Here is a 13,925-nt window from a genome sequence, read left to right on the forward strand (position 1 = left end):
TGGTCCAGTGCTAATGCATTGAGGTTACCTGGGTACTATTCGCAAGTTACTCAGCGCTGTCGTTTTCCTCGGGCTGAATAGCGTTTTCCGGGTCCCACACGGCGCGGCTACGACGTGGCGCTTCCTCTTCGAGTCCTTCGCGCTTCATCAGTTCCGCAACCGTAATCTTCTTTCGCTTACGAGCCGGGCTGTAGTACGGACGGACCTCGATATCCTTGGCATTTTCCGGGTTCGGCTGGGCGTCGGTTGGTTCAGCTGGCGCTGCCTGCATGAGCTGTTCGGTCGGCTCTGCCTGCTCCGGCTGCTCAGTCGGCTCCGGCTGTTCGGCCTGCTCAGGCTCAGCTGGTGCCGTCGGGGCGGACGGTTCGGCCTGCTCGGAGCGCTCAGGTTGTTCGGCCTGTTCAGTCTGCTCAGCCTGGTCAGCCTGCTCGACTTCCTCCAGCTTTGCCTTCTTCCGCTTCGGAATCCAGCGGTTACGCTTCTTGGTCGCGACAGCCACAGCAGTGCCGCCCGCTGTACCCCCTGTACCAGCTGCAGCGGCTGCCCCCTCTGCACCAGCACCGACTTCACCATCGGCACTGTCTGTTTCGTCCTCGTCCTCGTCAGCGTCGCCAAAGCCACGCCCGGCACCTTCACTTTCGGGCAACAGGGACTCACCGCGAGCCATACGCTCCCGGCGGCCCTTCTCCACCAGCTCCTCGGAAACCTCTTCCAGGGCGGAGCCTTCGACATCCACAGAAGGCAACACCTTGTCCAGCCACTTCGGCATGTACCACGTAGCGCGGCCAAGCAAGAACATGGCTGCCGGGATGAACGTCATGCGGATAACGAAGGCGTCGAAAAGCACTGCGGCACCCAGCGCGAAACCGAATACCTTAATAATCGCCAGGGGCTGCCCGGCGAACGCCGCGAAGACGGAGATCATAATAATCGCAGCGGCCGTGACCACACGAGCGCCGAGAGTAAAGCCCTCGACGACCGATTCTTCGACCGCGTTGTACTTCGACTCTGGCGAGGATTCACCCTTGTTGTGGGTGTAATGCTCGCGCATGCGGGAAACCAGGAAGACCTGATAGTCCATGGCCAAACCGAACGTCACACCAATGAGGAAGATTGGCACAAAGCTGACCAGCGGACCCGGAGTGCTAATCACACCCCAGAGGCCATCCTGGAAAAATGCCACTGTGACACCGAATGCGGCTGCGACAGAGAGCAAGAAGCCCACACCGGCAGTCACTGGCACCATCAGGGAACGGAAAATCATCAGCAGCAGAATTACTGCCAGACCCACGACAACGCCCAAGTAGAGCGGCATTGCGCCCTGGAGTCGGTCAGTGATGTCAATTTCAATAGGCACCAGACCAGTGACACCGGTGAATAGGCCGGTGGTTTGCTCAATCTGCTTCTGCTGGTCGCGCACCGCGTTCATCAGCTGCTTGGTCGCAGGATCGAGCGGACCCGACTTCGGGGTCATGATCATCTTGACCGCAGTGCCGTCATGATTCATGCCAATCATCTGGATGTGCTCGACACCGACGTTGGATTTGAACTGGTCGACAGCGTAACTATAGGAAGCCTTGCGGGCGGCCTCGATGTCAGAGAGTTCCGGGTTGGTCTGCTTCAGGGACTCGATAAGCGGTTTGAGCACCGGCGCATCGGGCTTCACATCGTCCGACTTGGCAATAATGATGAGCTGCGAGTTACGTCCCGCGCCGAAGCCCTCTTCAATCATGGTGATGGCCTTGCGGTTCGTGCTGTCCTTAGCTGCAGTAGAGTCCGACGGCAGCGCCAGCTTCAAGTGCATGGCCGGGTAGGCCAACGCCAACAGCAAGACGATGCAGCCGACCAGGAACAGCCCTGGAGCCTTGTGCACGAAGGTGACCCAACGGCGCCCCATCGTCATCTCACCGAAGAAGGAAGAGCGGCGCCCCTTGCGCGGATTGCGCGAGGGGTTGCCAGCAACACCGGGCACACGACCAGCGAAGACCTTATCCCCCAGCAGAGACATAACTGCCGGCAGCAGGGTCAGGGAGACCAGCACTGTGAAGGCCACTGTGATTGCCGCCGAAATACCCATCAGGGACATGAACGGCACCTTGGCAACCGTCAGCGCTGCCAGCGCGACAATCACGGTGAGGCCTGCGAAAACCACAGCGGAGCCAGCCGTACCGGTCGCCATGCCGATGGCATCTTCGTTGGTCATCCCTCGGGCTCTTTCTGCCCTGTAGCGAGAGAGGATGAACAGTGCGTAGTCAATACCGACGGCCAGACCGAACATCACGGCCAGCACCGGGGTAATCGAGTTGACGTCAGTGAATGCGGTCATCAGCGTCACGCCAAAGACACCGATGATGATGCCCACTACCGCCGTCACAATAGGCAGGAACGAGGCCACCAGAGAGCCGAAGGTGACAACCAGCACGATAAACGCCACGGTCACACCGACAATCTCTGAGATCGGAGCTACCTCAATCGCGGGCTGCATGCCTGGGCCAGAGGCCTCGACCTTGATGCCTGCGTCACGACCGGCCTGCATGGCGTCGAGAAGCGCCTGCATATTCTCTGGCTCGATATCCTGTGGCATCTTGGCATCGAAAACAAAGGTGGAAATACCGTAGCGGCCGTCATCGGACACGGTACGCAAGGCATTGGCGTCGGCCTCGGCAACATCCTTGGGCAGGCCAGCGGCCATGCCCTGTTCCTTGACCATCGCCTGCATCTTCGGATTAAGGTCTACCGGGTTGTGAAGTTGCAAATCATCGGCGATTTGGCCGACATTGTCGCGGATGCCGTTAATGACCCGGTCAACAGCCTCTTTATTCTGTGGGTCATCGAGCCTTTGCCCCTCAGGAGCCTCGAAGGCGACATAAATACGCTGCTCTCGAATTGGGTTCGGAACATCGGGGAACTTTTCCTCAATCACGTGCGAAGCCGTTGCCGACGGCATGCCGGGGATCGAGAACTGGTCGATGAACCCCTTCTGGAATGCGGCAACTGCACCGCCCAGCCCTGCCAAAATCAGGAACCACGCGATGATCACAGTCCATTTATGCAGGTAGGAGAACCTGCCGAGTTTGAACAAGGCCTTTGCCATGTCAAGTTTCCCTTACGTCTAATATTCGCCTGGACCGCCCCAACTGCAGCTTCCCCAAGTTCGCGCTAACCAGGCACTCCCTCGGACTTTACCTGCAGTTTGAAGCCTCTTCGCTACTCCGATGCTAGCGACCACCCCGGATTGGCCAACATCAACTCTGGCGCTGACGTGGTCATTGGGGGCGGGCACGACATAAAAACCGGAAATACTTTTGCTAAGAGTAGCGGACTTCCCGGATGAACGTGAACAATGGGGTGTGTGTTACTGATGTTATTTTTGTGATTTAGGTGCGCCGGTCGGACACCTCGCCCTTTACCGCTTTACGACGAACACCTCTTGCACCCCCACCACGCTCAGGCACTCAGGACCGATTAAATGCAAAACCCCCGAGGCTCCTACTTAAAGGAACCACCGGGGGTTTTATTGGCGGTGACGGAGGGATTTGAACCCTCGGTACGGGGTTACCGCACAAAGCATTTCGAGTGCTTCACCTTCGGCCGCTCGGACACGTCACCGCTAGAAAACGTTACAGGTAGCCCCTTTATCTACCAAATCCCCAGGTCAGAAGGCTCAGCTGTCCGCACAGTCGACACCGCCGGTCCTCCGCCAAGCCGTTCACAAAGAACCACAGCCCCGCCATCCCAAATCACTCCATCTACTGCACCATTCACTTAAACCACCGCACTCTTCGGGGTGGCCAACGCCCTCTGAGATATGAAGGAATAGTCTGTAGCTTGAAATCTAGAAACTTAAACACAGAAGTGCAGCCACACAGAAAGGGTTCTCCCTCATGATTCGTTCCGCCATCATCGGCTACGGCAACTTGGGCCGCAGCGTCGAAAAGGTCATTGCCGACCAGCCGGATATGGAACTCGTCGGTGTTTTCTCCCGTCGCGATTCGCTGGACACTGAGGCCCGCGTGCTCCCGGCTGCGGATGTCGAAAAGTACAAGGACGAGGTAGACGTGCTGTTCGTGTGCCTCGGCTCGGCCACCGATGTCCCGGAGCAGGCCCCTGAGCTAGCAAAGAACTTTACGACGGTCGACACCTACGACAACCACCACGAGATTCCGAAGCACCGCGCGGCCATGGACGCCTCCGCTCGTGAGGGTGACAACATCGCCATGATCTCGACCGGTTGGGACCCGGGCCTGTTCTCCCTGAACCGCGTCCTGGGCGCTGCCATCCTGCCGGGCGCAGACCAGATGACCTTCTGGGGGCCGGGCCTGTCGCAGGGCCACTCCGATGCCGTGCGTCGTGTGCCGGGAGTGAAGAAGGGGGTCCAGTACACCAAGCCGAACCCGGAAGCCATCGAGGCCGTGAAGAAGGGCGAGGGCGCAGACCTGAAGGGTAACGAGTGCCACCTGCGCCACTGCTTCGTCGTCGCTGAAGAAACCGGCAACGCCGACGAGGACGCCAAGCTCAAGGAGCAGATCCGCGAAACCATCGTGACCATGCCGGATTACTTTGCCCCATACGAGACCATCGTGGACTTCATCTCTGAAGAGGAGTTCGACCGCGACCACCAGGGCATGCCGCACGGCGGCCAGGTCATTACCCGTGGCCAGGCCGGTACCTCCGGTCACGTCATCAAGTTCGGTCTCGAACTGGAGCGCAACCCCGACTTCACCGCAGCCGTCCAGGTTGCCTACGGTCGCGCTGCCTACCGCCTGAAGCAGGCTGGCGAGACTGGTGCCCGTACCGTCTTCGAGATCGCCCCGTACCTACTGTCCGCCGAACCACTGGATGACCTGGTGGCTCAGAAGCTGTAGCCAGCCCCAACGCTGACAGCCGGCCATCGAAACACAAAGAACCCCAACCGTCTCCGCACATCAGAAGCGGAGACGGTTGGGGTTATCTCTACCCGAGAGCTAAGCGCTTTACTTGTCAGTCAGCTTGCCCAAGGTCTCAGTGGCCTTATCCTTCAGGTCCTCAGCACCCTGCTTGACCTTGGACGCAGCCTGCTCGCCCTTGCCCTGGTTTGCCAGGTCGTCGTTGCCAACGGCGTCGCCGGCAGCTTCCTTAACCTTGCCGCCCAACTCGTCGGCCTTGTTCTGCAGCTCGCTCATTATGTAAGCCTCCTATGTAAACGACTTATCTATTCTCTAGAGCCACCGTCTAGCAGCCCCACTAGTTCCGACGGTACGTGAAAATGAAGACTCGTCACGGCCACAGTGGGAATTGTGACCTAACTGTGACCCCGCTCACGCTTCCGACTGCCGTTGCCGTTCGAAGAATTCCCGCAGGTAAACGGAGCATTCGTCGGCAAGCACACCCCCGCGCACCTGCGGCGTGAATGCGTGGGCGGGATCGCGGATGACATCGGCGATAGAGCCGCACGCGCCGGTCTTGGGCGACCACGCGCCGAAGACCACGCGCCCCACGCGCCCCATGACGCACGCGCCGGCGCACATCACGCACGGCTCAAGTGTCACGACCAACGTGCACTGCTCCAGCCGCCAGCCGTCACCAACAGCGCGGGTGGCCTCGCGCAACGCAATGACTTCGGCGTGGGCAAGTGGGTCACCATCCGCTTCCCGACGGTTCGAGCCCCGGCCCACAACCCTGCCCTCGGCATCCACGACCACAGCTCCCACCGGCACATCCCCGGGGGCCGTGTGAACAGCTTCGGCGATAGCCAGGCGCATCCACTCTTCGTCGAGAATGTCCTGTTTTCGACGGGGCAGGGCGCTTGGCCGACCAGCTGGCTGGCTGGCCGCAAGGGCGCTTGGCCGCCCGGCCAGATGACCTTTGTCAGGGTTAGTCGTCATAGGGGTCGTAGTCGTCATCGTCACCGTCGTAATCCAGGTCGGCGACATCGGCGAGCTCCTCGGCGCACCCCAGCTCCTCGGCAATGGCAAGAAGCTGCTCGGACGCCCACAGCGACTGATCGTCACAGATGGACTCCAGGGCTTCCTCCGAACAGCCCAGGTCAGCGAGGATATCCATATCTCCTTCGGCCCAGGCGTCGACATCGTCGAGCTCGTCCTCGTCGAGGTCGGGGATATCCAGATCCAGCTCGTCGAACACATCTGCCGCAATGTCGTCGGTGACGGCGGCGGTGGCGTCGGAAAGCACAACGCGCAGCGACCCAACGCCCTGGCGCACGAGAATAAAGTAATCGTCGTCGATATTGAGCATTCCGACAGCGGCGCGTTCCGAACGCAGATTGCGCAGCGCCTGTGCAGCGTCGGCGAGGGAATCGGTGGCGTCGTCCCCAAGATCGACGACGCGCCAACCGCGCTCCCCCATAGTTACGGCAACCGCGAAGGAGCGGTCGTCATCGGAGGTGTACCCTCCGGAAAAGGTCGTGCTCATAACCCACAACGCTAGTCGCTGTATGTCATGCTTGTCAGGTGAGCAATTTCGAGTCCCCCTCCCCTGCTTCGTCCTCCCTGTCAGCTGCACAACTACCCGCGGTATGCATCCTCGGTTTGGGCCTCATCGGTGGCTCCATGATGCGCGATCTGCGGGCCCATAACGTCGAATGCTTCGGTTGGAATCGCTCGTCTGCAACGGTCGAGGAAGCCACGAAGGAGGGATTCGATGCCAGCACGGATTTTCAGGCCACTCTCGAACGCGCTGAGGCCAGCGGCGCACTCATCGTTATCGGCACCCCCATGACGGTCGTCGGCGCGATGCTGGATGCCATCAACGAGCACGCCCCCAGCTGTGGCATCACGGATGTGGTCTCCGTGAAGGCCGCCGTCGCCGCCGAGGTCGCCGCGCGTGGCATGGAGGAACGCTTCGTCGGCGCGCACCCGATGGCGGGTTCTGCGCAGGCGGGCTGGTCCGCCACGCTCGAAGGGCTTTTCGACGGTGCCCCCTGGGTCATCACCTACGACCTGGCAGCTGCTACCGATGCTGCGGGCGAGCCCGTCCCGGAGCGCTGGATTGAAGTCTTTTCGCAGGTCGCCAACTTGGGAGCAGCTCTTGGCAGTCAACTCATTCCAGCGCTGAGCGATCACCACGATGCCAGCGTCGCCCGCATCTCCCACATGCCACACCTAGCGGCCTACGCAATTGCCGCCGCCGGTGAAGCCGGTGGCCCCCTGGCCATTTCGCTTGCAGCCGGCTCTTTCCGCGACTGCACCCGCGTCGCCGCCGCTGCTCCTGACATGGTCATGTCCTGGTGTGAGAACAACACCGAACCCGTGCTCACCGCGCTTGACGACGTCATCGAGCGCCTCACCGCCGCGCGCACCCAGTTGGCCACCGAGGGAACCGCTATGGACCTGGCCAAAACCGGTCAGATTGCCCGTGTCCGCTACGAGGCTCGCCCTGCTCACCGCCCGATTTTCCGACTGCGCGTCGGCGAGGGCGGCTGGATCAACCAGTTGAAGTTGGCCGAAAGCGTCGGCGGGCAGATAGATGTGTTCTAGTGTGGAACTATGTTTTCCCCCGAGCTGCACACCAGCCTCGCAGGCATCACTGTCGTCAACTTCGCCATTAACGTTCCGGGACCACTGGCCGCTCAGCACTTGGGCCAGCTAGGCGCCCGGGTGATTAAGGTCGAACCACCCACAGGCGACCCGCTCGGTTCCTTCGGCCGCCCTTGGTACGAAGCTATGTCCGCAGGTCACGAGATTATCCAGGCGAATCTGAAGAGCGATGAGGGCCGCGCACAGCTGAGCTCACTGATCGATGAGGCCGATGTGGTCATCACCTCGGTTCGCCCCTCCGCGCTGGAACGCATGGGACTGGCGGGTCTCCACGAGCGCCCGAATGGGCCGGTACATATCGACATTGTCGGTGATACCGAAGCTCCAGAAACGCCTGGCCATGACCTGACCTACCAGGCGGAGGCCGGAACCCTCACGCCTCCGGCCATGCCCCCGGTGCTGTTGGGCGACATTCTGGGCGCACACTTTGCGGTCACCGCTGCCCTTGCCGGGTTGATTAAGCGGGCAGGTGCTGGGGCGGACGTCGTAAAGCAGTCTGGACTGCACTGCCGCATCGGCCTGAAGCAGGCTGGTGAGACCGGTGCCGCGCCGCTGAAGTACGGCATGACGGCGCCCGGCGGACTACTCGGTGGCGGCCTGTGGACGTACGGCCTCTACCCCAGCGCCGATGGCTACGCGGCCGTGGCAGCGCTGGAGCCGCACTTTGCCGCCGCCCTGACCGAGGCCACTGGCGCGAGCAACCGCGAGGAACTCGCAGCCTTCCTCAGCGAGCGCACCAATGCCGAAATAATGCAGTTTGCCAGCGAAAAAGCGCTACCGCTGGCTGCAGTGGAGTAAGCGGAAAGCTAAAGCCCCGCGCCTCGAGGCGCCGGGGGCCTGGAGCCTTACGCGCTCAGCCCCACGGCCTCCGCGGTGAGCTCTACCGAACGCAGTCGGTCAGGAACCTTCAACGACTGATGAGCCACGATTAGCTCATCCGCCGTCGAGTACTCACCGAACTGCGCAATCTGCTCACGCACCTGCGCCACCGTGCCGACTGCCGTATGACGGAACATATTCTGCACCTGGCGCCCCTGCGGAGTATCCATCAGAATCTCCGCCTCATCGTCAGTGAGATGATGCCCACCGCGGCTGAGGAAACGCCTGACCATGTTCCTGCGGGTAGCGAAGTACTGCTGGTGCGCATCCTCTTCGCTTTCCGACGCAATCACATTCATAGCCGCAAAAGCGTACGGCTTATCCAGCTGCTCCGAAGGCTGGAACTGCTCGCGGTAGACCGCAATGGCATCGCGAAGCGCGTCCGGAGCGAAGTGCGAAGCAAATGCATACGGCAAGCCGAGTGCGGCTGCGAGCTGAGCACCAAAGAGAGAGGAGCCCAGAATGTACAGCGGCACATGCGTGCCACGACCCGGGATTGCGTTGATGCCCTTGATCAGCGACTCATCGGAGAGGTAACCGCGCAGCTCCTGCACATCCTGCGGGAAGGAATCGGAAGAGCGCGGGTCACGGCGCAGCGCGCGCATAGTGGCCTGGTCAGTGCCCGGTGCGCGACCCAGCCCAAGCTCGATGCGATCCGGGTACAGGTTCGCGAGAGTTCCGAACTGCTCCGCGACCGTCAGCGGTGCGTGATTCGGCAGCATGACGCCGCCGGAGCCGAGGGTGATGCTCTCAGTTTTTGCAGCCACGGCTGCGATAAGAACGGCCGGCGACGAGGACGCGATGGAGTTCATATTGTGGTGTTCTGCGTACCAAATACGCTGATAACTGGCCTTTTCCGCAGTCTGTGCCAAATCAATGGAGCCTTGCAGGGCGTCAGCGTGGGACTGCCCCGAGGCTACGGTAGCAAGGTCAAGAATGGACTCAGTACGAATCATGGTTCCACTGTAGACCGTTAGGCAGATATTGCGAGTTTGAGATGTTTCGAATACTGAGGCGCTGGGGTTTGGGGTTTGAGGGTTTGGGGTGGCTCGTGGGTGGACGGGCTCATGGGTGCGGGTGGCAGGTGGCGGTTTGCGGGTGGGCGGTGGCCGTTTGCGGGTGCGGGTGGGCGGAAATGCGAACTTCGTGTCGACTTCACTTACGAAAAAGGCACGAATATTCTAGTTCCCTGCTTGATTCTCCGCTCCGCCCCTCACCTGTCAATTCCGCCCCTCACCTGTCGATGAGATATTCACATATCGATGAGCTATAGCCTGGCCACAAGTGAATAGCTCATCGACATGAGCGCAGGCAGAGCCAATACCGCGCGCATAAGTGCCCGAAAACCATCGACAAGTCGGGCAGACAAAAAGACCCGCACTTTATCGGTGCGGGTCTGCTTTGTGCGCCCGAAGGGATTCGAACCCCTAACCTTCTGATCCGTAGTCAGATGCTCTATCCGTTGAGCTACGGGCGCATTTTGTTGTTATTCAGCGGCTCTGGGGTAATTCCCTCGGCCCCTGCAACGAATAGATACTTTACTCATCCTGCGAAGTTTTACAAAATCGCCTGTTCACGCAACCTTTTTGGGCACTTATTCAAGTACATATTCGTTGCACATTAACAACAGGTTTCGTTGCGGTTACCCCGGTCTAACCGACCCCGAGGCCAGCACCGGCGCGGACCGGAGAAACCGAGGAACTACTCGCCGCGGACCCAGCGGACAGCGTTGCCGAAGATGTCCTGCTCACCAATGCCCGGAATGTTGCGCATCAGGCCCTCGCGGAAACGCTCCGGGTGGCCCATCTTGCCCAGGATCCTGCCGTCGGCACTGACAATGCCCTCAATGGCGTAGGAGGAACCGTTCGGGTTGGCTGGCGCTGCCATCGTCGGCACGCCCTCGGCACCACCGTCGGCATCGCCACCAGTATCGACGTACTGGAAAGCGACCTGACCGGCCTCAAACAGTCGGCGAGCCTCGTCCTCGGAAACCACGAAACGGCCCTCACCGTGAGAAACCGGCATGAGGTGGGTCTGGCCCGGCTCGAAACCGCGCAGCCACGGGGAATTCACGGTTGCCACGCGGGTGGTGGCGATGCGGGAAACGTGGCGCAGCTGGCGATTGTGGGCCAGGGTCGGCGAGTCCTCGCGGAGCTGCGCCGGGTCACCATACGGCAGGAAACCGGACTTGACCAGCGCCTGGAAACCGTTACAAATACCGAGCACGAGACCGTTTCCGGCCACGAACTCCTTGACGGCGGCTGCGACATCGTCGGAACGCAGGAACGCGGCGATGAACTTAGCCGATCCGTCCGGCTCATCACCCAGGGAGAAGCCACCGGAGAACGCCAGGATGTCAGCGTCCTTGAGCTTCTCGATGAACGCCTTCGTGTCCTCCGCCAGCATTGCCGGGGTCAGGTTGCGGATCACGTGGAACTCGTAGGTAGCGCCAGCTGCGACGAATGCCTCGGCCATGTCGTATTCGGAGTTGGTACCCGGGAAGACCGGCAGCAGTACGTGGACATCCTTCTTGCCCGGGCTCTGCAGGTCGGTCTCGGTCTCGTTGACCTGGTTGGCGAACTCCGGCAGGGGCTCGCCCTCGTACTCATTGAGCGGGAAGACCTCGCGGTAACCGGACTCCATCGCCTCCAGGGCCTCCGAAACAGTGAAGGACTCCGCACCGAAGCGCAGCGTGCCCGACTCGTCGGTGGCACCGATCTTCACGGCCCCCGCACCAGCCCCCGCACCAGCACCCTCAACAGCCTGACCAGCCGGAACAGCCACAACGATGGAACCCAGCGGAGCCTCCGTCAGCGATACCTCAAGGCCCACGCCATTGCCCACAGCCATGTTGACCAGAGTCGCGGCCAGATCCGCGTTGGTAACAGCCGAGGCCGCAGCCGGACGCAGCTCACGCACAGCGGCAAATAGTTCGTTGAGCTGCTCGTAGTTCGGTTCCCCGGACTCGAGCGGCTTGTGCGCAAACAGGTAGAGGTCGAAGTTACCGGCCGGGATTGCAGCGGATATGGCGTCGGTCTCGTCCATCGCGGCAACTGCGAAGGTCACCAGTGTCGCCGGCACGTGCAGGTCCTCGCCGTAGGTGCCGGACATGGAGTCCTTACCGCCAATGGCCGCAACCTGGAAGCCATCCTGAGCCTCGAGCAGACCGAGCAGAGCCTGCGCAACTTCGCCCCAGCGCTGCGGATCCTGGTCCAGGCGCTGGAAGTACTCCTGCACACTCAGCCAGGCACCGCGCGGATCGCCACCGGCCGCTGCGAGCTTAGCCAGTGCCTCCACGACGGAGTAGGAGCCCATGAGGTACGGGGACTCGTCGGCAAGCGATGGCGAGTAACCCCAAGTCATGACGGACGCGGTGCTCGTGCCGCCATCGACCGGCAGCGTCTGGATCGACGCCTGCTCGTCGGTTTTCTGCGTCGCACCACCGTATGGCATGAGCACGGTGGAGCGGCCGACGGTCGAGTCGAACTGCTCGATCATGCCCTCCTGGGAGCCCGCCGTCGCCGCACGCAGCGACTCCAGCACGCTCGCCGGTGCCTGCTTTACGACGCCGCCCTCCGCAGCAACCATCTCGACGTTCTGGGCACGGTCAGCGCCGTTGGTGTCGATGAACTCACGGGAGAGGTCGAAGACAACCTCGTCGCCCATGAACATGCGCAGCCGACCGGTGTCGGTGATATCTGCCAGCGCGACTGCCTCGATGTTCTCTTCGGCAGCGGCGGCGATGATGAAGTCGGCGTCCTCCGGGCGCACGACCAGCGCCATGCGCTCCTGGGACTCGGAAATTGCAATCTCGCGAGCATTCAGACCGGCGTACTTCAGTGGCACGCGCTCGAGGTGAATGTCAATGGAGTCAGCCAGCTCACCGACCGCAACGGACACGCCACCAGCGCCGAAGTCATTACAGCGGACAATCTTGGTAGCGACATCCTCGCGGCGGAACAGGCGCTGAATCTTGCGCTCGTTGACCGGGTTACCCTTCTGCACCTCGGCGCCGGAGCGGCCCAGCGAGTCCTCATCGTGGGCCTTCGACGAGCCGGTCGCACCGCCGACGCCGTCACGGCCGGTGCGGCCACCGAGCATGATCACCACATCGCCCGGCGCAGGCTCAAGGCGCTTGACGTTGTCTGCCGGGGCAGCGGCGACGACGGCACCGAGTTCCATTCGCTTAGCGACGTATCCCGGGTGGACCAGCTCGCGCACACCAGTGGTGGCCAGACCGATCTGGTTGCCGTAAGAGGAGTAGCCGGCTGCGGCACGAGAGGAAATATCGCGCTGTGGCAGCTTGCCCTCGAGGGTCTGCTCGCGCGGGGTGTTGATGTCACCTGCGCCGGACAGACGCATGGCCTGGTAGACCCAGGAACGGCCTGACAGCGGGTCACGGATCGCGCCGCCGAGACAGGTGGAGGCACCACCGAACGGCTCGATCTCGGTCGGGTGGTTGTGGGTCTCGTTCTTGAACATGAGGAGCCACTTGCGGTCATCGCCCTCGACGTCGACATAGACGGAGCAGGCGTTGATTTCCTCGGAAACTTCCTGGTCATCCATAACGCCCGTGCGACGCAGTTCGCGGCCCATGATGGTGCCCATATCCATCAGGGTGCGTGGCTTGTGAGTGCGGCCGTTGAGTTCACGCAGCTCGTCGTAGCGACGCAGCGCGCGATCCAACTGCGCGGCAAAGCGCGGCTCGTTGTTCTCGATGGAGGTCAGCTCGGTGTTGAAGGTGGTGTGGCGGCAGTGGTCTGACCAGTAGGTATCCAGTGCGGACAGCTCCACCTCGGTCGGAGTGCGGCCCTCGGAGCGGAAGTAGTCCTGGATGGTCTTCAGATCGGCCAGCGACATGGCCATGCCGTCGGCTGCGAGCAGCTCGGCCAGGCCTTCGTCATCCAGCTCTGTGAAGCCCGGGTACTCCTTCAGCGGCTCAATCTCGCCCATGCTCGGACGGCGCAGGACGCTCAGGTTCTTCTCCCCCGACTCGACCGGGTTAATGAGGAAGGAGCGTACGGCGTCATTCACCGGAGAGTCGAAAACATACAGCGTTGCCGAGGTGATCTGCGCGCGGGTTTCCGGGCGGAGTAGACGCAGGGCCTGCTCGGCGGCATCGGCACGCTGGTCGTACTGGCCAGGAAGAGGCTCGACAGCAAGGTAGTTCCCCAGCTCGGCGGGGGCCGGGAGCTCGACCAGCTCGTCGACACGCGAATCAGCAACTACCGACTCACGCAGCGCGACGAGGTCCTCCTCCGTCGCATCGAAAGCATCGTAGAGATAGTAGATTGCCACCTCACCGTCCTGGCCGATCGAGGACAGCAGCGTAGCTTCCTCATTGCGGAACTCGGGCTTACGGCGAACGGCTAGACGGGCGTCCATCAAGGCTCCTATCGAAATACGGGGAGGGCAACCGGGGTCTAAGTCTATTGCAACTGTTCAGGATAGGAAAATGTCCCCCGGTGTGCGAGGCGGCGCGGGGCGGAAGCCCCGATTGACCAAGTACAA

9 protein-coding genes and 2 tRNA genes are annotated in these 13,925 nt (G+C 61.6%); 3 read left to right on the plus strand and 8 right to left on the minus strand.

The genetic code is table 11. The features are described from left to right. Nucleotides 1-46: 46 nt before the first annotated feature. The gene (locus I6J19_RS02315) at nt 47-3,094 is read right to left on the minus strand and encodes an MMPL family transporter (RefSeq protein WP_038627311.1); all 3,048 of its coding nucleotides are present in this window, start codon (nt 3,092-3,094) and stop codon (nt 47-49) included. A 424-nt stretch (nt 3,095-3,518) separates the two neighbouring features. Then, nucleotides 3,519-3,609 (minus strand) — tRNA-Ser (locus I6J19_RS02320). A gap of 275 nt (nt 3,610-3,884) precedes the next feature. On the opposite strand from I6J19_RS02320, the gene I6J19_RS02325 reads away from it, so the two are divergent. Beyond that, nucleotides 3,885-4,865, plus strand: a complete 981-nt coding sequence (locus I6J19_RS02325; protein ID WP_038627309.1) for a diaminopimelate dehydrogenase — start codon at nt 3,885-3,887, stop codon at nt 4,863-4,865. Nucleotides 4,866-4,973: 108 nt separating this feature from the next. Here the strand turns inward: I6J19_RS02325 and I6J19_RS02330 are convergent, their stop codons facing one another. The 3 genes from I6J19_RS02330 to I6J19_RS02340 form a co-directional block, all read right to left on the minus strand. Then, complete coding sequence (locus tag I6J19_RS02330; protein ID WP_005510930.1) at nt 4,974-5,162, minus strand: CsbD family protein; 189 nt, start codon at nt 5,160-5,162, stop codon at nt 4,974-4,976. A gap of 135 nt (nt 5,163-5,297) precedes the next feature. Next, nucleotides 5,298-5,864: a tRNA adenosine(34) deaminase TadA gene (gene tadA / locus I6J19_RS02335; protein ID WP_370547516.1), complete on the minus strand. Its 567-nt coding sequence runs from the start codon at nt 5,862-5,864 to the stop codon at nt 5,298-5,300. Beyond that, on the minus strand, nt 5,854-6,411 hold the full coding sequence (locus I6J19_RS02340; protein ID WP_005510946.1) for a tRNA adenosine deaminase-associated protein: 558 nt from the start codon (nt 6,409-6,411) through the stop codon (nt 5,854-5,856). Before I6J19_RS02340 ends, tadA begins: the two co-directional genes overlap by 11 nt. Before the next feature lie 38 nt (nt 6,412-6,449). On the opposite strand from I6J19_RS02340, the gene I6J19_RS02345 reads away from it, so the two are divergent. Beyond that, the gene (locus I6J19_RS02345) at nt 6,450-7,475 is read left to right on the plus strand and encodes a prephenate dehydrogenase (RefSeq protein WP_038627304.1); all 1,026 of its coding nucleotides are present in this window, start codon (nt 6,450-6,452) and stop codon (nt 7,473-7,475) included. 9 nt (nt 7,476-7,484) lie between these two features. After that, nucleotides 7,485-8,333, plus strand: a complete 849-nt coding sequence (locus I6J19_RS02350) for a CoA transferase (RefSeq protein WP_038627302.1) — start codon at nt 7,485-7,487, stop codon at nt 8,331-8,333. Nucleotides 8,334-8,380: 47 nt separating this feature from the next. On the opposite strand, the gene I6J19_RS02355 is transcribed toward I6J19_RS02350, so the two are convergent. From I6J19_RS02355 to I6J19_RS02365, 3 genes are all read right to left on the minus strand, one after another. Further along, nucleotides 8,381-9,370 carry an LLM class flavin-dependent oxidoreductase gene (locus I6J19_RS02355; RefSeq protein WP_038627300.1) on the minus strand — a complete coding sequence of 330 codons (990 nt, stop codon included), beginning with the start codon at nt 9,368-9,370 and terminating at the stop codon, nt 8,381-8,383. 448 nt (nt 9,371-9,818) lie between these two features. Further along, nucleotides 9,819-9,891: transfer RNA gene (locus I6J19_RS02360), tRNA-Arg, on the minus strand. Nucleotides 9,892-10,115: 224 nt separating this feature from the next. Further along, complete coding sequence (locus tag I6J19_RS02365; protein ID WP_038627298.1) at nt 10,116-13,799, minus strand: phosphoribosylformylglycinamidine synthase; 3,684 nt, start codon at nt 13,797-13,799, stop codon at nt 10,116-10,118. Nucleotides 13,800-13,925 lie beyond the last annotated feature (126 nt).

The sequence above is a fragment of the Corynebacterium amycolatum genome (assembly GCF_016889425.1).
GTDB classification, from domain to species: Bacteria; Actinomycetota; Actinomycetes; order Mycobacteriales; family Mycobacteriaceae; genus Corynebacterium; species Corynebacterium amycolatum.